Here is a 22,393-nt window from a genome sequence, read left to right as displayed (position 1 = left end):
TTAGCAACAGGCCAATTCGAAATCCAGACGTTCCGGTACCTGTCCGTTTTCACTGTCCAGCGGCATAAAACGAATGGCAAAACGGCTCTTATGACCGGAAATTTGCGGATAAAGCTGTGAATCGAGCGACAGATTCAGGCGCAGCAAGTCGGCATCGCCACCGTTATCCTGATAAAAACCATTCAGGCTGGTTTGTTTACGGAAGGGGGCCGACTGGCGAATTAAATCCAGCACCATGGTAAGTGCCTGGGTGAGCGGGTTCAGGCTGGCAATCCAGGTTTCTACCTGGCTGTCGCGCTGCGCCTGGGGTAGATGCAGCCAAATGTGCAATGAAGGTAAATCAAAGCTGCAACAGCCGCCTGGGATGCTCAGTCGCTGACGCACCAGAGCAATCAAACGATCTTCACGCAGAAATTGCCCGATACGCGGCGCGGAAATTAATACGCTCCCCGCCGCTTTTAACTGCTGAATTAATGCTTCAATACGGCTCTGGTCCACGCCAGGCACGCCAATCCAGGTCTGGAGTTTACGTTGCTGCCGGTCAAGTTCTTTCAACAGCTCAGTGCGGACTTCGCCACGCTCGAAAACATCCAGTAATTCACTGACATTACGGAAGAAATGCAGTGCGCCAGCGTGGTCAGCGATGGGTAAATTAACGGTGAGTTGTTGAATCAAAAACTCAATGCGCAGCCACGTACGCATTTTTTCATTTAGTGGATGTTCAAAAAGGACCTGGGTCTGCATTACGGTTTTTCCTGTGAGACAAACTGCGACGCAAGCTGCAAATAGTGTGCGTGCAGGCGGGCAACATCCGATGCGATAGCATCCGGTGCGCCGTTATTATCAATGACGTCATCTGCCACGGCAAGGCGAGCTTCGCGCGGTGCCTGAGCAGCAAGGATTTGTTCGACATGCTCGCGAGTTACATCATCGCGCTGCATGGTGCGCTTAAGTTGCGTTTCTGGGCTGACATCCACCACCAGCACTCGATTCGCTTTTTTATACAGTGAGTTTTCTACCAGCAATGGCACAACCCACAGTACATAGGGGGAAGTTGCTTGCTGGATCTGGTGTTGCGTCTCTTGCTGAATCAGCGGATGCAGCAGGGCGTTAAGCCAGTTTTTCTCTTCCGGGTTGGCGAAGATCCGCTCGCGCAAGGCCCGGCGCTGCAATGTTCCATCAGCAGCAATCATGTTAGCGCCAAAGTGATCAGCAATGGCATGTAGCGCAGGTGCACCTGGTTCAACCACCTGACGCGCAATAATATCGGCATCAATGACGTTAATTCCGAGATCAGCAAACGCATTGGCAACGGTACTCTTGCCACTGCCAATGCCTCCCGTTAAGGCAACTATATACCTCATAATTTATATTCCCGGGAATTCATCATGATTATCAAAACGTTAAAAATGAGCGCACGAAAGCGAAATTGATGAAACGTTCGCTCACTATTTACCAGGTAAATTTATGGGATTGTAGCGTAAAAAAAGACAATTTCGCAGTCTTGCGCCGCATTGATTAGTGCGTATGATAGCGTCACTGGAGTTGCGCTCTTACCCTTATAGCCATTAACCCCAGGAATCCGCACATGCGTATTGAAGAAGATCTGAAGTTAGGTTTTAAAGACGTTCTCATCCGCCCTAAACGCTCCACTCTTAAAAGCCGTTCCGATGTTGAACTGGAACGTCAATTCACCTTCAAACATTCAGGTCAGAGCTGGTCCGGCGTGCCGATTATCGCCGCAAATATGGACACCGTAGGCACATTTTCTATGGCCTCTGCGCTGGCTTCTTTTGATATTTTGACTGCTGTGCATAAACACTATTCTGTCGAAGAGTGGCAAGCGTTTATCAACAATTCTTCCGCTGATGTGCTGAAACATGTGATGGTTTCTACCGGTACATCAGATGCGGATTTCGAAAAAACTAAACAGATTCTCGACCTGAACCCGGCATTAAATTTCGTTTGTATTGACGTGGCGAATGGTTATTCCGAACACTTCGTGCAGTTCGTTGCGAAAGCGCGTGAAGCGTGGCCGACCAAAACCATTTGTGCTGGCAACGTAGTGACTGGTGAAATGTGTGAGGAGCTTATCCTCTCCGGTGCTGATATCGTTAAAGTTGGCATTGGCCCAGGTTCTGTTTGTACAACTCGCGTCAAAACAGGCGTCGGTTATCCGCAACTTTCTGCGGTGATCGAATGTGCCGATGCTGCGCATGGTCTGGGCGGAATGATCGTCAGCGACGGTGGCTGCACCACGCCGGGCGATGTCGCGAAAGCCTTTGGCGGCGGTGCCGATTTCGTCATGCTTGGCGGCATGCTGGCGGGCCACGAAGAGAGCGGCGGTCGCATCGTTGAGGAGAACGGCGAGAAATTTATGCTGTTCTACGGCATGAGCTCCGAGTCTGCGATGAAACGTCACGTTGGCGGCGTTGCGGAATATCGCGCAGCAGAAGGTAAAACCGTTAAGCTGCCGCTGCGAGGCCCGGTTGAAAATACCGCGCGTGATATTTTGGGCGGCCTGCGTTCAGCTTGTACATACGTTGGGGCTTCACGCCTGAAAGAGCTGACCAAGCGCACCACATTTATCCGTGTGCTGGAACAAGAAAACCGCATCTTCAACAACCTGTAATCTCCCAACGCTGGCGTGGAGCAACACGCCAGCGTTATCCCATTCCACTCATTGCATCGCCTAAATGGAAAATGGGCAGATACATTGCCACCACCAGCGTACCGATAATTCCTCCCGTTATGATCAGCAACGCCGGTTCCAGTAAGGCTGCGAGGTTATCCGCCAGCGCCAGTGTGTTATCCCGATGATGATGGGCGAGGTTGTCTAACATGAGATCCAGCGAGCCGGATGCCTCTCCTGTTCTCACTAATTGCAAACAGAGCGGGCTAAACTCACCGGTATTTTTTAGCGCCAGCCAGATGGGATGACCGTTACTGATATCGTGCTGGATTTGTGTCAGAAGTTGCACCCAGTACGGGCAGCGCATTGTTGCTCTGACGCTCTCTACGCCCTGTAAAAAAGTAATGCCTGCACTTTGAGTCAGCGCCAGAATCGTAAAGATCTGCGTGAGTTTTTGTCCCCGCATCAGTGAACCCATAATCGGGATGCGTAACAGCAATTTCTGCCGCGCGATAAGCCAGGTCGGGCGGCGCATCAGCAACTTATTGGCTATCGCCAGCAGAAAGCCGAACAACACCAGCAGCCAGCCCCATTCGCCACTAAAGTCTGCCAGCGTCATGATCCCCTGCGTTAGTACCGGTAGTGGGGTGTTGAAGGTCTTATAAATAGCAGCAAACTCCGGCAGCACAAAATGCAGCATTGCCACAACCACCATGATTGCCATCGCTAAAATGATGATGGGATAACGCAACGCTGATTTCACTTTATCGGCTAACTGACGCTGGGCTTTTTGCTGTCGAGCAAGTTCAAAGCAACATTCATCTAACTTATCAGTCAATTCCCCCGTGCGGATCATTGCCTGATAGAGCGGCGGAAATACCTCTGACCAGGGTAATAAGGCATTGGAAAAAGCAATGCCCTGTTCGAGATCGTGCGCCAGCGATTGCAGCAACGCTTGCCATTGCTTACTGGGATGCTGTTCCGCCAGCAGTGCCAGCCCTTCAGAAAGCGTTAACCCGGCTTTGAGTAGCGTCGCCAGTTGATGAATGACTTCCGCGCTTTTATCTCCTCGCCACTGCGCAGAATTGATGGCGATTCGCTTCAGGCTAAGTGGGGTAACCATCTGTTGCTGTAGTGCCATAAGCAGTAAAGCACGACTCTCTGCCCATAGCATCCCATCTTGCGCATTACCGTCGCCGGTTATGCCATGCCAGCGCCAGAGTTGCTTACTCGCCATGCGGCATCCCCAATACGCGGATTAACTCTTCAAAGGTGGTTAAGCCTTGCTCCACGGCCAGGCAGCCGTTTTCAAAAAGTGTACGCATACCCGCCTGTCGGGCGTGTGTTTCCAGCGATTCAACGTCGGTATTAGCGGAAATAAGCTGGCGTATGACCGGTGTTATGGGTAGAACTTCAAATAAGGCCGTACGACCATAAAAACCGTGGTAGCAATGTACACAACCGGGTGCTTGCCAGCGGGGCAGCGGCGACGGCCATACATTGTCTGGAATATGGATGAGCTCCCCTTGCTGCCGGCGACAATGCGGGCAAAGTTTGCGTACCAGACGCTGGGCTATTACCAGCGTAAGCGCCGATGATAGCATCCAGCGGGCGACTCCCATTTGCTGTAAACGTACCAGCGTTTCGCAGGTGGAATTAGTGTGTAGGGTAGACAACACCAGGTGACCGGTTTGCGCGGCTTTAATGGCAATTTCTGCCGTTTCGCCATCGCGGATCTCTCCGATCATGATGACGTCAGGATCCTGGCGCAATAACGCACGCAAAACGCCCTGAAAGGTAAGACCGGCACGCGAATGGATTTGCGTCTGGTTTAGTCCGGCTATGGGGATCTCAACCGGATCTTCGACGCTACAAATATTAATGTCAGCGGTATTCAGCGTTTGCAGGGCACTATAAAGCGTGACCGTTTTGCCGCTGCCTGTAGGGCCAGTTACCAGCACCAGTCCCTGTGGTTGTTGCAAGGCATGAGCAAAGTCCGCCAGTTGTAACGGCTGCATTCCAAGCGTGTTGACATCCAGTGCCTGGCTCACCTGCTGTAACAACCTTAATACCACCTTTTCACCACCCCGACATGGTAAGGTCGCAATACGAAATGAGACGGCGTTTCCTGCCAGTTCGACAGTGAATTGCCCGTCCTGCGGCAGGCGATGTTCCGCAATATCCAGGTTCCCCAGCACTTTTAATCTGGCGGTTAATGCGACTCCGGCATCCGGTGAAACATCCGGTAAAGGATGCAATACGCTGTCGATACGCAAGCGTATGCGGTAGGCATTGTCCGCTGGTTCGATATGAATATCAGACGCGCGTTGTTCCAGCGCAGATTGTAACGTTCGAGTCAGCAACTCTGCTTTGGGCTGATGCTTCTCATGAATAGCTACGGGCAATGTCTGTTGTGTGCGACTGGCGTGACCTTCCATTTGTTGGCGCGTCCAGCAGGTGATCTCAATACGTTTGGTGGTAGCGAAATGCAATGCGTCCAGTAGCTCATGCGAAGGGGCATCGACCACCGCAACATGAACCACCTCTTCGCTGGCATCCAGCAAGACTCCCTGATAACGCAGACACAGGGCGGTGAGCTGTGGAATATTCATTGCCGCTCCTTAGTTGGCGTCATCAAAACGGAAGACATCTTCGCAGGCTTGCTGCAATGCGCTGTCACTTTGAATATTGCAGTTGCGCGTCCAACCGGTGACGCCGTTTGCGTTATCCCAACCCGGCGTCATGACGACGCTTAGCCCATTGAGACTTTCTTGCCCGGTCAGCGACACCACGCCCTTTGCCACACTCATGGTTGAAACATAGCGGGTAGTGGTAGGCGAGGGGATGCCATTACTGCCACCGTCGCAGGTATCTAATCCACCATGTTCCAGCGCACACAACTCTACGGCGGTACGGTAAGGCACAAAGGTTTGTAGCATGTCGGTGAGTGCGGCTTTGCGTAGGTAGTTTTGATAAGCGGGAATACCAATGGCGCTTAAAATGGCAATGATGCCAATAACCACCATCAGTTCGATAAGTGTAAAACCGCGTTGCTTGTCCATTTGTTTCGCTCCTTGATTTGGTTGGCGCTACTTTGGCAAACGCCATCAGCACAAGCGAGGGGCAAAAAACGAAACGGGAAAGCAGCTTCCGGAGTTTTTTATTACGTTGCAGCGAAAGACAAGAAATTTGCGAGGCGTTACGAAGAAAGTTGGGAAAGGGGAGATTATCCGCCCGCGATGGAGCGGATAAATCTGTCAGCAATCAGCGAAAACGCATTGATAGGTCGAGTGCCTGTACGTGTTTAGTTAGCGCACCGACGGAGATAAAGTCCACGCCCGTTTCGGCAAATTCGCGCAGTGTTTTGTCAGTGACGTTGCCAGACACTTCCAGTAGCGCCTTGCCGTTGGTGCGTTTGACGGCTTCGCGCATCTGTTCTGTTTCGAAGTTATCCAGCATGATGATATCGGCACCTGCTTTCAGGGCTTCATCAAGTTCTTCCAGATTCTCTACTTCGACTTCTACTGGCGCATCCGGGTGCAGCCAGGATGCTTTTTCGACCGCCTGGCGTACTGAGCCGGAGGCAATAATATGGTTTTCTTTGATCAGGAAGGCATCAGAAAGCCCCAGACGGTGATTCGCTCCGCCGCCGCAAAGTACCGCGTATTTCAGAGCTGAACGCAGGCCGGGTAAGGTTTTGCGCGTATCCAACAACTGCGTGTTGGTGCCCTCCAGTAATTCGACATAGTGGCGTACCTTACTGGCAACCCCTGAAAGGGTTTGCACAAAATTAAGCGCAGTGCGCTCGCCCGTTAACAGCACGCGGGATGGGCCTTCAAGTTCGAACAAGGGTTGATTGGCGTTTATGACATCGCCGTCATCCACATGCCAGATTATGGTGACATCGTCGCCTGCCAGTTGAATAAACACCTCTTCAACCCAGCGTTTGCCGCAAAATACGCCATTCTCGCGGGTGATCACTGTGGCATGAGAGCGAGAGTTTTCCGGTAAAAGTTTTGCCGTAATGTCATTGTTGGCATCGACTGTTCCGCCTAAATCTTCCCGCAGCGCCTGGGCCACCGCGCCGGGGATATCGATATTAATGCGTTCCAGCAGCTCGTCACGTCGGGTGTCAGGGTTATAGCGGCGAGGCGGCATGTTAAAACTCCAGATAGCTAACGAATCATAAGGTAGAAACATGCTACTCTGAACCGGGTATTAGCACCACATATAAGGAGATCCTGCATGTTGTTAGAACAGGGGTGGCTGGTTGGCGCGCGCCGCGTTCCCTCACCACATTACGATTGCCGCCCGGATGACGAAACACCCACCCTGCTGGTGGTGCACAATATTAGCCTGCCGCCAGGCGAGTTTGGCGGTCCGTGGATCGACGCATTATTCACTGGAACTATTGATCCGCAGGCACATCCTTTCTTTGCTGAGATCGCCCATTTGCGCGTCTCCGCTCACTGTTTGATTCGCCGCGATGGTGAAATAGTCCAGTATGTTCCTTTCGATAAACGTGCCTGGCATGCCGGAGTCTCTCAGTATCAGGGGCGCGAACGCTGCAATGATTTTTCTATTGGGATTGAGCTGGAAGGCACCGATACGCTGGCGTATACCGATGCGCAGTATCAACAGCTTGCGGCGGTTACGCGGGCACTGATTGATCGCTATCCAGATATCGCTAATAACATGACGGGCCATTGTGATATTGCGCCGGATCGGAAAACCGATCCCGGTCCTGCATTTGATTGGGCACGGTTTCGTGCACTGGTCAGCAAGGAGACAACATGACGCTATTTACAACCTTACTGGTGTTAATTTTCGAGCGCCTGTTTAAGTTGGGCGAGCACTGGCAGCTTGATCATCGTCTTGAAGCGTTCTTTCGGCGGGTGAAACATTTTTCTCTCGGGCGCACATTAGGCATGACCATTATTGCGATGGGCGTGACTTTTTTACTGCTACGCACATTGCAGGGAGTATTATTCAACGTTCCCACGCTGCTGGTGTGGCTGCTGATTGGTTTGCTGTGTATTGGCGCAGGTAAAGTTCGTCTTCATTATCATGCTTATCTGACAGCTGCTTCACGTAATGATAGCCATGCCCGTGCCACGATGGCTGGCGAACTCACCATGATTCACGGCGTCCCGGCAGGCTGCGATGAACGTGAGTATTTGCGTGAGCTGCAAAATGCATTGCTGTGGATTAACTTTCGTTTTTATCTTGCACCGCTGTTCTGGCTGATTGTGGGGGGAACCTGGGGACCCGTTACGCTGATGGGGTATGCGTTTTTGCGTGCATGGCAATACTGGCTGGCGCGTTACCAGACGCCGCATCATCGTTTACAGTCCGGCATTGATGCTGTGCTTCATGTACTGGATTGGGTGCCGGTTCGTCTTGCGGGTGTGGTATATGCCTTGATCGGTCATGGGGAGAAAGCGTTACCGGCCTGGTTTGCTTCGCTGGGTGATTTCCATACTTCGCAATATCAGGTATTAACGCGTCTGGCACAGTTCTCTCTGGCGCGTGAACCGCATGTCGATAAGGTGGAGACGCCAAAGGCAGCGGTTTCCATGGCGAAGAAAACCTCGTTCGTGGTCGTGGTGGTGATTGCGCTACTGACGATTTACGGGGCGTTGGTGTAAAGATTATTGCCCTCACCCTGTATGGGTGAGGGCGTAGAGAGATTAATGCGCTTTTACGGCTTTGGCGGTTTTCTCTTTAAACAGATAGCCGATACCTAACACGATCAGCCATACCGGGATCAGGTATACCGAAATCGCCATTCCTGGGGTCATCAGCATAATCACCAGTACCGCCGCCATAAACAGCAGGCAGATCCAGTTACCCAGCGGATAAAGCAGAGCAGGGAAGCGAGTTACCACGCCTTGTTCCTGCTTGGCGCGACGGAATTTCATATGCGCCATGCTAATCATCGCCCAGTTGATTACCAGTGCAGATACCACCAGCGCCATTAACAGTCCGAATGCGGATTCCGGAGCAAGGTAGTTAATCAGCACGCACAATGCCGTAACCAGCGCAGACACCAGAATAGTGTTAACCGGTACACCGCGTTTGTCGACAGACGCCAGCGCTTTTGGCGCGTTGCCCTGTTGTGCCAGACCAAACAGCATACGGCTGTTGCAATATACGCAGCTGTTGTACACGGAGAGCGCAGCAGTTAGTACCACGATGTTCAGCGCATTTGCCACAAAGGTATCGCCTAACTCGTGGAAGATCAGCACAAACGGACTGGTATCGGCAGTAACGCGGGTCCACGGCATCAGTGAGAGCAGAACGGCTAACGAACCAATATAGAAAATCAGGATGCGGTAGATAACCTGGTTAGTTGCTTTCGGGATACTTTGCTCCGGGTTATCAGCTTCTGCTGCGGTGATCCCCACCAGTTCCAGACCACCGAACGAGAACATGATAATCGCCATCATCATCACCAGCCCGGTGAAGCCGTGCGGCAGGAAACCACCTTGATCCCACAGGTTGCTAACGGTCGCCTGCGGGCCGCCGTTGCCACTGAATAGCAGCCAGCCGCCGAAGATGATCATCGCTACCACTGCGATAACTTTGATAATGGCAAACCAGAACTCCATCTCACCAAACACTTTTACGTTGGTCAGGTTGATGGCGTTGATCACCACAAAGAATACGGCGGCAGAAACCCAGGTTGGGATTTCCGGATACCAGAACTGAATGTATTTACCCACGGCAGTCAGCTCTGCCATGGCAACTAAAACGTACAGTACCCAGTAGTTCCAGCCAGAGGCGAAACCGGCAAAACTGCCCCAGTATTTATAAGCAAAGTGGCTAAAGGAGCCTGCGACAGGTTCTTCGACCACCATTTCACCTAGCTGACGCATGATCAGGAAGGCGATAAAACCAGCAATGGCGTAACCCAGGATAATCCCTGGCCCTGCGGACTGTATTACGGAGGCGCTACCCAGGAATAGCCCTGTCCCTATCGCGCCTCCCAGCGCGATAAGCTGTATGTGGCGGTTTTTAAGGCCGCGCTTTAGCTGCTCGCCGTGCTGTTGACCTTCCATCATGAAACCTCGTGCGGTGATTGTTTTTTTGATCTACGCAGTGATGCGTGTGTAAGTTTGCAATTCCGTTTTTTGTATTGATTTGTTTACATCAAAGACGTTTGAATTGTTACAAAAGGACTTCCGTCAGATAAAGAATAATGGTATGCGGCAGCGAATGCACCCGCTTTATGCATAGTTGAAGATGAGTTGCTTAAAAAGGAACCGTTTGTAAAGGTCAGCCTCAAATCCCCTCAACATACAGAATGAATATAAATTCATTATCTTTGAATTAAAAATCGATAAATTGGTAAGTGAATCGGTTCAATTCGGATTTTTATAGTTTAATAATCGTTAAAAAATCCCTTTCCTACGTAAAGTCTACATTTGTGCATAGTTACAACTTTGAAACGTTATATATGTCAAGTTGTTAAAATGTGCACAGTTTCATGATTTCAATCAAAACCTGTATGGACATAAGGTGAATACTTTGTTACTTTAGCGTCACAGACATGAAATTGGTAAGACCAATTGACTTCGGCAAGTGGCTTAAGACAGGAACTCATGGCCTACAGCAAAATCCGCCAACCAAAACTCTCCGATGTGATTGAGCAGCAACTGGAGTTTTTGATCCTCGAAGGCACTCTCCGCCCGGGCGAAAAACTCCCACCGGAACGCGAACTGGCAAAACAGTTCGACGTCTCCCGTCCCTCCTTGCGTGAGGCGATTCAACGTCTCGAAGCGAAGGGCTTGTTGCTTCGTCGCCAGGGTGGCGGCACTTTTGTCCAGAGCAGCCTATGGCAAAGCTTCAGCGATCCGCTGGTGGAGCTGCTCTCCGACCATCCTGAATCACAGTATGACTTGCTCGAAACACGACACGCCCTGGAAGGTATCGCCGCTTATTACGCCGCGCTGCGTAGTACCGATGAAGACAAGGAACGCATCCGTGAACTCCACCACGCCATAGAGCTGGCGCAGCAGTCTGGCGATCTGGACGCGGAATCAAACGCCGTCCTCCAGTATCAGATTGCCGTCACCGAAGCAGCCCACAATGTGGTTCTGCTTCATCTGCTAAGGTGTATGGAGCCGATGTTGGCCCAGAATGTCCGTCAGAACTTCGAATTGCTCTATTCGCGTCGCGAGATGCTGCCGCTGGTGAGTAGTCACCGCACCCGCATATTTGAAGCGATTATGGCCGGTAAGCCGGAAGAAGCGCGCGAAGCATCGCATCGCCATCTGGCCTTTATCGAAGAAATTTTGCTCGACAGAAGCCGTGAAGAAAGCCGCCGTGAGCGTTCTCTGCGTCGTCTGGAGCAACGAAAGAATTAGTGATTTTTCTGGTAAAAATTATCCAGAAGATGTTGTAAATCAAGCGCATATAAAAGCGCGGCAACTAAACGTAGAACCTGTCTTATTGAGCTTTCCGGCGAGAGTTCAATGGGACAGGTTCCAGAAAACTCAACGTTATTAGATAGATAAGGAATAACCCATGTCAGAACGTTTCCCAAATGACGTGGATCCGATCGAAACTCGCGACTGGCTCCAGGCGATCGAATCGGTCATCCGTGAAGAAGGTGTTGAGCGTGCTCAGTATCTGATCGACCAACTGCTTGCTGAAGCCCGCAAAGGCGGTGTCAACGTAGCCGCAGGCACCGGTATCAGCAACTACATCAACACCATCCCCGTTGAAGAACAACCGGAGTATCCGGGTAATCTGGAACTGGAACGCCGTATTCGTTCAGCTATCCGCTGGAACGCCATCATGACGGTTCTGCGTGCGTCGAAAAAAGACCTCGAACTGGGCGGCCACATGGCGTCCTTCCAGTCTTCCGCAACCATTTATGATGTGTGCTTTAACCACTTCTTCCGTGCACGCAACGAGCAGGATGGCGGCGACCTGGTTTACTTCCAGGGCCACATCTCCCCGGGCGTTTACGCACGTGCTTTCCTGGAAGGTCGTCTGACTCAGGAGCAGCTGGATAACTTCCGTCAGGAAGTTCACGGCAATGGCCTCTCTTCCTATCCGCACCCGAAACTGATGCCGGAATTCTGGCAGTTCCCGACCGTATCTATGGGTCTGGGTCCGATTGGTGCTATTTACCAGGCTAAATTCCTGAAATATCTGGAACACCGTGGCCTGAAAGATACCTCTAAACAAACCGTTTACGCGTTCCTCGGCGACGGTGAAATGGACGAACCGGAATCCAAAGGTGCGATCACCATCGCTACCCGTGAAAAACTGGATAACCTGGTCTTCGTTATCAACTGTAACCTGCAGCGTCTTGACGGCCCGGTCACCGGTAACGGCAAGATCATCAACGAACTGGAAGGCATCTTCGAAGGTGCTGGCTGGAACGTGATTAAAGTGATGTGGGGTAGCCGTTGGGATGAACTGCTGCGTAAAGATACCAGCGGTAAACTGATCCAGCTGATGAACGAAACCGTTGACGGCGACTACCAGACCTTCAAATCGAAAGATGGTGCGTACGTTCGTGAACACTTCTTCGGTAAATATCCTGAAACCGCAGCACTGGTTGCAGACTGGACTGACGAGCAGATCTGGGCGCTGAACCGTGGTGGTCACGATCCGAAGAAAATCTACGCTGCATTCAAGAAAGCGCAGGAAACCAAAGGCAAAGCGACGGTGATCCTTGCTCATACCATTAAAGGTTACGGCATGGGCGACGCGGCTGAAGGTAAAAACATCGCGCACCAGGTTAAGAAAATGAACATGGACGGCGTGCGTCACATCCGCGACCGTTTCAATGTGCCGGTGTCTGATGCCGATATCGAAAAACTGCCGTACATCACCTTCCCGGAAGGTTCTGAAGAGCATACCTATCTGCACGCTCAGCGTCAGAAACTGCACGGTTATCTGCCAAGCCGTCAGCCGAACTTCACCGAGAAGCTTGAGCTGCCGAGCCTGCAAGACTTCGGCGCGCTGCTGGAAGAGCAGAGCAAAGAGATCTCTACCACTATCGCTTTCGTTCGTGCCCTGAACGTGATGCTGAAGAACAAGTCGATCAAAGATCGTCTGGTACCGATCATCGCCGACGAAGCGCGTACTTTCGGTATGGAAGGTCTGTTCCGTCAGATTGGTATTTACAGCCCGAACGGTCAGCAGTACACCCCGCAGGACCGCGAGCAGGTTGCTTACTATAAAGAAGACGAGAAAGGTCAGATTCTGCAGGAAGGGATCAACGAGCTGGGCGCAGGGTGTTCCTGGCTGGCAGCGGCGACCTCTTACAGCACCAACAATCTGCCGATGATTCCGTTCTACATCTATTACTCGATGTTCGGCTTCCAGCGTATCGGCGATCTGTGCTGGGCGGCTGGCGACCAGCAAGCGCGTGGCTTCCTGATCGGCGGTACTTCCGGTCGTACCACCCTGAACGGCGAAGGTCTGCAGCACGAAGATGGTCACAGCCACATTCAGTCGCTGACTATCCCGAACTGTATCTCTTACGACCCGGCTTACGCTTACGAAGTTGCTGTCATCATGCATGACGGTCTGGAGCGTATGTACGGTGAAAAACAAGAGAACGTTTACTACTACATCACTACGCTGAACGAAAACTACCACATGCCGGCAATGCCGGAAGGTGCTGAGGAAGGTATCCGTAAAGGTATCTACAAACTCGAAACCATTGAAGGTAGCAAAGGTAAAGTTCAGCTGCTGGGCTCCGGTTCTATCCTGCGTCACGTCCGTGAAGCGGCAGAGATCCTGGCGAAAGATTACGGCGTAGGTTCTGACGTTTATAGCGTGACCTCCTTCACCGAGCTGGCGCGTGATGGTCAGGATTGTGAACGCTGGAACATGCTGCACCCGCTGGAAACTCCGCGCGTTCCATACATCGCTCAGGTGATGAACGACGCTCCGGCAGTGGCATCTACCGACTATATGAAACTGTTCGCTGAGCAGGTCCGTACTTACGTACCGGCTGACGACTACCGCGTACTGGGTACTGATGGCTTCGGTCGTTCCGACAGCCGTGAGAACCTGCGTCACCACTTCGAAGTTGATGCTTCTTATGTCGTGGTTGCGGCGCTGGGCGAACTGGCTAAACGTGGCGAAATCGATAAGAAAGTGGTTGCTGACGCAATCGCCAAATTCAACATCGATGCAGATAAAGTTAACCCGCGTCTGGCTTAAGAGGTAAAAGAATAATGGCTATCGAAATCAAAGTACCGGACATCGGGGCTGATGAAGTTGAAATCACCGAGATCCTGGTCAAAGTGGGCGACAAAGTTGAAGCCGAACAGTCGCTGATCACCGTAGAAGGCGACAAAGCCTCTATGGAAGTTCCGTCTCCGCAGGCGGGTATCGTTAAAGAGATCAAAGTCTCTGTTGGCGATAAAACCCAGACCGGCGCACTGATTATGATTTTCGATTCCGCCGACGGTGCAGCAGACGCTGCACCTGCTCAGGCAGAAGAGAAGAAAGAAGCCGCTCCGGCAGCAGCTCCAGCGGCTGCAGCGGCAAAAGACGTTAACGTTCCGGATATCGGCAGCGACGAAGTTGAAGTGACCGAAATCCTGGTGAAAGTTGGCGATAAAGTTGAAGCTGAACAGTCGCTGATCACCGTAGAAGGCGACAAGGCTTCTATGGAAGTTCCGGCTCCGTTTGCAGGCACCGTGAAAGAGATCAAAGTGAACGTGGGTGACAAAGTGTCTACCGGCTCGCTGATTATGGTCTTCGAAGTCGCGGGTGAGGCAGGCGCGGCAGCTCCGGCGGCTAAACAGGAAGCGGCTCCGGCAGCGGCCCCTGCATCAGCGGCTGGCGTGAAAGAAGTTAACGTTCCGGATATCGGCGGTGACGAAGTTGAAGTGACCGAAGTGATGGTGAAAGTGGGCGACAAAGTTGCCGCTGAACAGTCACTGATCACCGTAGAAGGCGATAAAGCTTCTATGGAAGTCCCGGCTCCGTTTGCAGGCGTCGTGAAGGAACTGAAAGTCAACGTTGGCGATAAAGTGAAAACTGGCTCGCTGATTATGATCTTCGAAGTTGAAGGCGCAGCGCCTGCGGCAGCTCCTGCGAAACAGGAAGCGGCAGCGCCGGCTCCGGCAGCAAAAGCTGAAGCCCCGGCAGCAGCACCAGCTGCGAAAGCGGAAGGCAAATCTGAATTTGCTGAAAACGACGCTTACGTTCACGCGACTCCGCTAATCCGCCGTCTGGCACGCGAATTTGGCGTTAACCTGGCGAAAGTGAAGGGCACTGGCCGTAAAGGTCGTATCCTGCGCGAAGACGTTCAGGCTTACGTGAAAGAAGCTATCAAACGTGCAGAAGCAGCTCCGGCGGCAACTGGCGGCGGTATCCCAGGCATGCTGCCGTGGCCTAAAGTGGACTTCAGCAAGTTTGGTGAAATCGAAGAAGTGGAACTGGGCCGCATCCAGAAAATCTCTGGTGCGAACCTGAGCCGTAACTGGGTGATGATCCCGCATGTTACTCACTTCGACAAAACCGATATCACCGAGCTGGAAGCGTTCCGTAAACAGCAGAACGAAGAAGCGGCGAAACGTAAGCTGGATGTGAAGATCACCCCAGTTGTCTTCATCATGAAAGCGGTTGCTGCAGCTCTTGAGCAGATGCCTCGCTTCAACAGTTCGCTGTCGGAAGACGGTCAGCGTCTGACCCTGAAGAAATACATCAACATCGGTGTGGCGGTGGATACCCCGAACGGTCTGGTTGTTCCGGTATTCAAAGACGTCAACAAGAAAGGCATCATCGAGCTGTCTCGCGAGCTGATGACTATTTCTAAGAAAGCGCGTGACGGTAAGCTGACTGCGGGCGAAATGCAGGGCGGTTGCTTCACCATCTCCAGCATCGGCGGCCTGGGTACTACCCACTTCGCGCCGATTGTGAACGCGCCGGAAGTGGCTATCCTCGGCGTTTCCAAGTCCGCGATGGAGCCGGTGTGGAATGGTAAAGAGTTCGTGCCGCGTCTGATGCTGCCGATTTCTCTCTCCTTCGACCACCGCGTGATCGACGGTGCTGATGGTGCCCGTTTCATTACCATCATTAACAACACGCTGTCTGACATTCGCCGTCTGGTGATGTAAGTAAAAGAGCCGGCCCAACGGCCGGCTTTTTTCTGGTAATCTCATGAATGTATTGAGGTTATTAGCGAATAGACAAATCGGTTGCCGTTTGTTGTTTAAAAATTGTTAACAATTTTGTAAAATACCGACGGATAGAACGACCCGGTGGTGGTTAGGGTATTACTTCACATACCCTATGGATTTCTGGGTGCAGCAAGGTAGCAAGCGCCGGAATCCCCAGGAGCTTACATAAGTAAGTGACTGGGGTGAGGGCGTGAAGCTAACGCCGCTGCGGCCTGAAAGACAACGGGTATGACCGCCGGAGATAAATATATAGAGGTCATGATGAGTACTGAAATCAAAACTCAGGTCGTGGTACTTGGGGCAGGCCCCGCAGGTTACTCCGCTGCCTTCCGTTGCGCTGATTTAGGTCTGGAAACCGTAATCGTAGAACGTTACAACACCCTTGGCGGTGTTTGCCTGAACGTCGGCTGTATCCCTTCTAAAGCACTGCTGCACGTAGCAAAAGTTATCGAAGAAGCCAAAGCGCTGGCTGAACACGGTATCGTCTTCGGCGAACCGAAAACCGATATCGACAAGATTCGTACCTGGAAAGAGAAAGTGATCAATCAGCTGACCGGTGGTCTGGCTGGTATGGCAAAAGGCCGCAAAGTCAAAGTGGTCAACGGTCTGGGTAAATTCACCGGGGCTAACACCCTGGAAGTTGAAGGTGAGAACGGCAAAACCGTGATCAACTTCGACAACGCGATCATTGCAGCGGGTTCTCGCCCGATCCAACTGCCGTTTATTCCGCATGAAGATCCGCGTATCTGGGACTCCACTGACGCGCTGGAACTGAAAGAAGTACCAGAACGCCTGCTGGTAATGGGTGGCGGTATCATCGGTCTGGAAATGGGCACCGTATACCACGCGCTGGGTTCACAGATTGACGTGGTTGAAATGTTCGACCAGGTTATCCCGGCAGCTGACAAAGACATCGTTAAAGTCTTCACCAAGCGTATCAGCAAGAAATTCAACCTGATGCTGGAAACCAAAGTTACCGCCGTTGAAGCGAAAGAAGACGGTATTTATGTGACGATGGAAGGCAAAAAAGCACCCGCTGAACCGCAGCGTTACGACGCCGTGCTGGTAGCGATTGGTCGTGTGCCGAACGGTAAAAACCTCGACGCAGGCAAAGCTGGCGTGGAAGTGGACGACCGTGGTTTCATCCGCGTTGACAAACAGCTGCGCACTAACGTACCGCACATCTTTGCTATCGGCGATATTGTCGGTCAGCCGATGCTGGCACACAAAGGTGTTCACGAAGGTCACGTTGCCGCTGAAGTTATCGCCGGTAAGAAACACTACTTCGATCCGAAAGTTATCCCGTCCATCGCCTATACCGAACCAGAAGTTGCATGGGTGGGTCTGACCGAGAAAGAAGCGAAAGAGAAAGGCATCAGCTATGAAACTGCCACCTTCCCGTGGGCTGCTTCTGGTCGTGCGATCGCTTCCGACTGCGCAGACGGTATGACCAAGCTGATTTTCGACAAAGAATCTCACCGTGTGATCGGTGGTGCGATTGTCGGTACTAACGGCGGCGAGCTGCTGGGTGAAATCGGCCTGGCAATCGAAATGGGTTGTGATGCTGAAGACATCGCACTGACCATCCATGCGCACCCGACTCTGCACGAGTCTGTGGGCCTGGCGGCAGAAGTGTTCGAAGGTAGCATTACCGACCTGCCGAACCCGAAAGCGAAGAAGAAGTAATTTTTCGTTTGCCGGAACATCCGGCAATTAAAAAAGCGGCTAACCACGCCGCTTTTTTTACGCCTGCATTTTACCTTTCCATTCTCCTTGCTCCACGCTCAGACAACCGTTCCCGTATCGCTGACCGTTGCTCGTTATTCAGCCTGGCAGTACGGTTACTGTCGTTTAGACGTTGCGGGCGGCTCTCCTGAACTTTCTTCCGAAAAACCTGACGTTGCTCAGGTGATGCTGATTGAACACGCTGGCGGGCGTTATCACGTTGCTGTTGGTTCAGTGGGCGCTGCTGTACTTTTTCCTTAAACACCTGGCGCTGCTCTGGTGATGCGGACTGAATACGCTCACGCGCTGCCTCTTTTCGCTGCTGGTTCTGCGGGTTAGTCTGCATTTTCTCGCGAACCGCCTGGCGCTGCTCAGGCGAGGCGGACTGAATACGCTCACGCGCTGCCTCTCTTCGCTGCTGGATCTGCGGGTTAGTCTGCATTTTCTCGCGGACTGCCTGGCGCTGCTCAGGAGAGGCCGACTGATAACGCTGACGAGCGGCGTCCTTTTGTTGCTGGGTCAGTGGTTGGCGACGGCTGAACTCGCGGAAGTCGTCATAGCTCCCATAATGTTCCGCTTCATTAAATCGCTGTGCCGCAGCCTGACGTTGAGTATCTCGCGTAATGACTGGCGCAGTGTGTGTTCGTTGCTGAAACTGACTTGCTGCTGCCTGACGCTGACTGTCGCGCGATAGAGCAGGTAACTGCGTGGCGCTCATGCCGCCGTTGACATCGGTTTGGTGAAACCGCTTTGCCATATCCTGATCATGATAGGGCACACCATCACGGTAGTTTGGATTGTGCCGCCATGCCATATTGTTATCAGTAAGATGCTCACCGGTGATACGGTTGAAATTGTTTACGTCGATATTGATGTTGTCGCCGTTGTGTTGCCAGCCATTACCGTCACGATGACCGCCATCGTGGTGGTGATAATCATCATCGTCATGATGATGATGGTCATGATCGTCGTCATCCCAGTCGATGCTGCTGAATAGCGCGTACGTGGTAGCAACGCCCATGCTATAGCCGAATCCGCGCACAAAGCTGTCAACAAACGGTTCTCCGGCTGGTGGTGGCAGATAAACTGGCGGATAAGCGGTATTGGCCCAACTGCCGTAAACCACGTTTGGGTTGTAGTTCGGAATATAAACCACATCCGGATTGGCTGGCTCAATGGTTATTACGGTCGGTGCAGGTTCTGCGACGACGGGGCTGGACGTAGAAACGGTATTTGATTGTGTGACAGGGGCGTTGGCGGGCTGATTTACCGGTACGACTTTTTTCGTTGTCGTGATGATCTTTTGTTCAGTTGATGACTTCAGCGAGCCGGTTTGTTGCGCCAGTTGCCGCAATCGCTGTACCGAGTCCATCACGTCCTGCGGCTGCGCCAGAAAAGCATCGCCCAGGTTTTGCACCCATTGCGGGTTTTCGCCCATCAATGCCATCAACTGTGGAAAGGCCACCAGTGATTTGACGCTGGCGTCCCAGGGCTGGTCAGATACCGCCTGAATAGCAGCATCGCCTTGTTTAAGTGGATTATCGTGCGACCATTGCACTGCTTGAGCAACGTTTGTCGGATAGGTTGATGCCATCAGCACCTGCGAAAGTAGGGCGTCGGGATACAGCGCGACGGGCGCGACCCATTGATCTATTTGTGCAGTGCTGAATGCAGATTTGACGACGGCGGGTGTTACGGGAGGTGCGGAAACCGTTGCAGGAAGCGTAACTGCGGAGATGTCAGGCGCATTCTGTTGTGTCGATTGCGCTTCCACAGGCGCTTCCACTGTGCGGCTTTTTATATATATCCCGGCAGAGGCGGCACAAAGCCCGGCACTGCAAATTAGCGCCAGCACATGGGGTTTAAACGGCAAAGTCATTTTCATAATTCGGATCTCAAGGAAATCGCAATGGTCGGCGAACTGCCACCCGCAGGTGCTGAGAATCCGAGTATAAAGAGGCGGTAGTTTAAATTTTGACTAATCTTGGGATTCGTTGAGAAAGGTGATTATCACCATGCGAATTAACGAAGTTTTTACGGAGGGAAACAATCTCTAGACCATCCTTAACGATTCAGCCACTTTTTTATGTTGCTTTTTTGTAAACAGATTAACACATCGTCAAAATCCTGCTATTCTGCCCGTTGCGGTACTGGGCATTTACCCTACAAACTGCTGTCTCACAGGAGCGTGAAGAGAATCGCCTGCCGCACTATGACAATGAGAGCGAGGAGAACCGTCGTGCTAGAAGAATACCGTAAGCACGTAGCTGAGCGTGCCGCTGAGGGGATTGCGCCCAAACCCCTGGATGCAAACCAAATGGCCGCACTTGTAGAGCTGCTGAAAAACCCGCCCGCGGGCGAAGAAGAATTCCTGTTAGATCTGTTAACCAACCGTGTTCCCCCTGGCGTCGATGAAGCCGCCTATGTCAAAGCAGGCTTCCTGGCTGCTGTCGCGAAAGGCGAAGCCAAATCCCCACTGCTGACTCCGGAAAAAGCCATCGAACTGCTGGGCACTATGCAGGGTGGTTACAACATTCATCCGCTGATCGACGCGCTGGATGATGCCAAACTGGCACCGATCGCTGCCAAAGCACTTTCTCACACGCTGCTGATGTTCGATAACTTCTATGACGTAGAAGAGAAAGCCAAAGCAGGCAACGAATATGCGAAGCAGGTAATGCAGTCCTGGGCGGATGCCGAATGGTTCCTGAATCGCCCGGCACTGGCTGAAAAACTGACCGTTACCGTCTTCAAAGTCACAGGCGAAACCAACACCGATGACCTTTCTCCGGCACCGGATGCGTGGTCACGCCCGGATATCCCACTGCACGCGCTGGCGATGCTGAAAAACGCCCGTGAAGGTATTGAGCCAGATCAGCCTGGTGTTGTTGGTCCGATCAAACAGATTGAAGCTCTGCAACAGAAAGGTTTCCCGCTGGCGTACGTCGGTGACGTTGTGGGTACGGGTTCATCGCGTAAATCCGCCACGAACTCCGTTCTGTGGTTTATGGGCGATGATATTCCACATGTGCCGAACAAACGCGGCGGTGGTTTGTGCCTCGGCGGTAAAATTGCACCCATCTTCTTTAACACGATGGAAGATGCGGGTGCACTGCCAATTGAAGTGGACGTCTCTAACCTGAACATGGGTGACGTAATTGACGTTTACCCGTACAAAGGTGAAGTGCGTAACCACGAAACCGGCGAACTGCTGGCGACCTTCGAACTGAAAACCGACGTGCTGATTGATGAAGTGCGTGCCGGTGGTCGTATTCCGCTGATTATCGGGCGTGGCCTGACCACCAAAGCGCGTGAAGCACTTGGTCTGCCGCACAGCGATGTGTTCCGTCAGGCGAAAGATGTCGCTGAGAGCGACCGCGGCTTCTCGCTGGCGCAGAAAATGGTAGGTCGTGCCTGCGGCGTGAAAGGCATTCGTCCGGGCGCGTACTGCGAACCGAAAATGACTTCTGTAGGTTCCCAGGACACCACCGGCCCGATGACCCGTGATGAACTGAAAGACCTGGCGTGCCTGGGCTTCTCGGCTGACCTGGTGATGCAGTCTTTCTGCCACACCGCGGCGTATCCGAAGCCAGTTGACGTGAACACGCACCACACGCTGCCGGACTTCATTATGAACCGTGGTGGTGTGTCGCTGCGTCCGGGTGACGGCGTAATCCACTCCTGGCTGAACCGTATGCTGCTGCCGGATACCGTCGGTACCGGTGGTGACTCCCATACCCGTTTCCCGATCGGCATTTCTTTCCCGGCGGGTTCTGGTCTGGTGGCATTTGCAGCCGCAACAGGCGTAATGCCGCTGGATATGCCGGAATCCGTTCTGGTGCGCTTCAAAGGCAAAATGCAGCCGGGCATCACCCTGCGCGATCTGGTACACGCTATTCCGCTGTATGCGATCAAACAAGGTCTGCTGACCGTTGAGAAGAAAGGCAAGAAAAACATCTTCTCTGGTCGCATTCTGGAAATTGAAGGTCTGCCGGATCTGAAAGTTGAGCAGGCCTTTGAGCTGACCGATGCGTCCGCCGAGCGTTCTGCCGCTGGTTGTACTATCAAGCTGAACAAAGAACCGATCATCGAATACCTGAACTCCAACATCGTCCTGCTGAAGTGGATGATCGCGGAAGGTTACGGCGATCGTCGTACCCTGGAACGTCGTATTCAGGGCATGGAAAAATGGCTGGCGAATCCTGAGCTGCTGGAAGCCGATGCAGATGCGGAATACGCGGCAGTGATCGACATCGATCTGGCGGATATTAAAGAGCCAATCCTGTGTGCTCCGAACGATCCGGATGACGCACGTCCGCTGTCTGCGGTACAGGGTGAGAAGATCGACGAAGTGTTTATCGGTTCCTGCATGACCAACATCGGTCACTTCCGTGCTGCGGGTAAACTGCTGGATGCGCATAAAGGCCAGTTGCCGACCCGCCTGTGGGTGGCACCGCCAACCCGTATGGACGCCGCGCAGTTGACCGAAGAAGGCTACTACAGCGTCTTCGGTAAGAGCGGTGCGCGTATCGAGATCCCTGGCTGTTCCCTGTGTATGGGTAACCAGGCGCGTGTAGCAGACGGTGCGACGGTGGTTTCCACCTCTACCCGTAACTTCCCGAACCGTCTGGGTACTGGCGCGAATGTCTTCCTGGCTTCTGCGGAACTGGCTGCTGTTGCGGCGCTGATTGGCAAACTACCGACGCCGGAAGAGTACCAGACCTACGTGGCACAGGTGGATAAAACTGCCGTTGATACTTACCGTTACCTGAACTTCAACCAGCTTTCTCAGTACACCGAAAAAGCGGACGGGGTGATTTTCCAGACTGCGGTGTAACAGCCTGAAAATAGCTCAGGTGTTCTCCTGAATACC

Annotated in this window: 17 protein-coding genes; 9 read left to right on the top strand and 8 right to left on the bottom strand. The window is 52.5% G+C overall.

The genetic code is table 11. The annotated features are described in order from the left end of the window. A complete protein-coding gene (zapD, locus tag ACJHYR_RS10800) occupies window positions 1–744 on the bottom strand; it encodes a cell division protein ZapD (protein ID WP_001194720.1) in 744 nt (247 codons plus the stop codon). After that, complete coding sequence (gene coaE, locus ACJHYR_RS10795) at window positions 744–1,364, bottom strand: dephospho-CoA kinase (protein WP_001269517.1); 621 nt, start codon at window positions 1,362–1,364, stop codon at window positions 744–746. The genes zapD and coaE overlap by 1 nt, the downstream gene beginning before the upstream one ends. 24 nt (window positions 1,365–1,388) lie before the next feature. Between coaE and ACJHYR_RS10790 the strand changes: the two genes are divergently transcribed. Both ACJHYR_RS10790 and guaC read left to right on the top strand, forming a co-directional pair. Further along, a complete protein-coding gene (locus ACJHYR_RS10790) occupies window positions 1,389–1,433 on the top strand; it encodes a protein YacM (protein WP_120795372.1) in 45 nt (14 codons plus the stop codon). Window positions 1,434–1,588: 155 nt separating this feature from the next. Beyond that, window positions 1,589–2,632 (top strand): GMP reductase, encoded by a 1,044-nt coding sequence (gene guaC / locus ACJHYR_RS10785; RefSeq protein ID WP_001217337.1) that lies wholly within the window; start codon window positions 1,589–1,591, stop codon window positions 2,630–2,632. A gap of 34 nt (window positions 2,633–2,666) precedes the next feature. Here the strand turns inward: guaC and hofC are convergent, their stop codons facing one another. The 4 genes from hofC to nadC all read right to left on the bottom strand — a co-directional run bounded on the left by hofC (window position 2,667) and on the right by nadC (window position 6,790). Further along, on the bottom strand, window positions 2,667–3,869 hold the full coding sequence (gene hofC, locus ACJHYR_RS10780) for a protein transport protein HofC (protein ID WP_059328308.1): 1,203 nt from the start codon (window positions 3,867–3,869) through the stop codon (window positions 2,667–2,669). After that, the gene (gene gspE, locus ACJHYR_RS10775; protein WP_059328307.1) at window positions 3,859–5,244 is read right to left on the bottom strand and encodes a type II secretion system protein GspE; all 1,386 of its coding nucleotides are present in this window, start codon (window positions 5,242–5,244) and stop codon (window positions 3,859–3,861) included. Before gspE ends, hofC begins: the two co-directional genes overlap by 11 nt. A gap of 9 nt (window positions 5,245–5,253) precedes the next feature. Further along, window positions 5,254–5,694: a prepilin peptidase-dependent pilin gene (gene ppdD / locus ACJHYR_RS10770; RefSeq protein WP_000360907.1), complete on the bottom strand. Its 441-nt coding sequence runs from the start codon at window positions 5,692–5,694 to the stop codon at window positions 5,254–5,256. A gap of 202 nt (window positions 5,695–5,896) precedes the next feature. Beyond that, complete coding sequence (gene nadC / locus ACJHYR_RS10765) at window positions 5,897–6,790, bottom strand: carboxylating nicotinate-nucleotide diphosphorylase (protein WP_001135146.1); 894 nt, start codon at window positions 6,788–6,790, stop codon at window positions 5,897–5,899. Window positions 6,791–6,877: 87 nt separating this feature from the next. Here nadC and ampD point away from each other — a divergent pair, with 87 nt between their 5' ends. After that, entirely contained in the window at window positions 6,878–7,429 is a 552-nt protein-coding gene (ampD, locus tag ACJHYR_RS10760) for a 1,6-anhydro-N-acetylmuramyl-L-alanine amidase AmpD (RefSeq protein WP_000923726.1), read from the top strand. Next, the gene (gene ampE, locus ACJHYR_RS10755; RefSeq protein WP_000172019.1) at window positions 7,426–8,280 is read left to right on the top strand and encodes a beta-lactamase regulator AmpE; all 855 of its coding nucleotides are present in this window, start codon (window positions 7,426–7,428) and stop codon (window positions 8,278–8,280) included. The genes ampD and ampE overlap by 4 nt, the downstream gene beginning before the upstream one ends. Before the next feature lie 42 nt (window positions 8,281–8,322). On the opposite strand, the gene aroP is transcribed toward ampE, so the two are convergent. Further along, window positions 8,323–9,696, bottom strand: coding sequence for an aromatic amino acid transporter AroP (aroP, locus tag ACJHYR_RS10750; RefSeq protein ID WP_072262462.1), 1,374 nt, complete (start codon window positions 9,694–9,696; stop codon window positions 8,323–8,325). Window positions 9,697–10,236: 540 nt separating this feature from the next. Between aroP and pdhR the strand changes: the two genes are divergently transcribed. The 4 genes from pdhR (at window position 10,237) to lpdA (ending at window position 17,481) form a co-directional block, all read left to right on the top strand. Beyond that, window positions 10,237–11,001 (top strand): pyruvate dehydrogenase complex transcriptional repressor PdhR, encoded by a 765-nt coding sequence (pdhR, locus tag ACJHYR_RS10745; protein WP_000331776.1) that lies wholly within the window; start codon window positions 10,237–10,239, stop codon window positions 10,999–11,001. Window positions 11,002–11,161: 160 nt separating this feature from the next. Then, the gene (gene aceE, locus ACJHYR_RS10740) at window positions 11,162–13,825 is read left to right on the top strand and encodes a pyruvate dehydrogenase (acetyl-transferring), homodimeric type (RefSeq protein WP_000003820.1); all 2,664 of its coding nucleotides are present in this window, start codon (window positions 11,162–11,164) and stop codon (window positions 13,823–13,825) included. Window positions 13,826–13,839: 14 nt separating this feature from the next. Beyond that, window positions 13,840–15,732: a pyruvate dehydrogenase complex dihydrolipoyllysine-residue acetyltransferase gene (gene aceF, locus ACJHYR_RS10735; protein ID WP_000963535.1), complete on the top strand. Its 1,893-nt coding sequence runs from the start codon at window positions 13,840–13,842 to the stop codon at window positions 15,730–15,732. A gap of 324 nt (window positions 15,733–16,056) precedes the next feature. Then, complete coding sequence (gene lpdA, locus ACJHYR_RS10730) at window positions 16,057–17,481, top strand: dihydrolipoyl dehydrogenase (RefSeq protein WP_000102485.1); 1,425 nt, start codon at window positions 16,057–16,059, stop codon at window positions 17,479–17,481. A 70-nt stretch (window positions 17,482–17,551) separates the two neighbouring features. Here lpdA and ACJHYR_RS10725 read toward each other — a convergent pair whose 3' ends face one another. Further along, window positions 17,552–19,405, bottom strand: coding sequence for a DUF3300 domain-containing protein (locus ACJHYR_RS10725; protein ID WP_410233111.1), 1,854 nt, complete (start codon window positions 19,403–19,405; stop codon window positions 17,552–17,554). Between the two features lie 354 nt (window positions 19,406–19,759). Here ACJHYR_RS10725 and acnB point away from each other — a divergent pair, with 354 nt between their 5' ends. Further along, entirely contained in the window at window positions 19,760–22,357 is a 2,598-nt protein-coding gene (gene acnB / locus ACJHYR_RS10720) for a bifunctional aconitate hydratase 2/2-methylisocitrate dehydratase (protein ID WP_001303793.1), read from the top strand. Window positions 22,358–22,393: the final 36 nt, after the last annotated feature.

The organism is Escherichia sp. WS1450 (assembly GCF_046487395.1).
GTDB classification, from domain to species: Bacteria; Pseudomonadota; Gammaproteobacteria; order Enterobacterales; family Enterobacteriaceae; genus Escherichia; species Escherichia coli.
The sequence above is the reverse complement of the archived record's forward strand: the minus strand, read 5'-3'. Positions and strand labels throughout refer to the sequence as shown.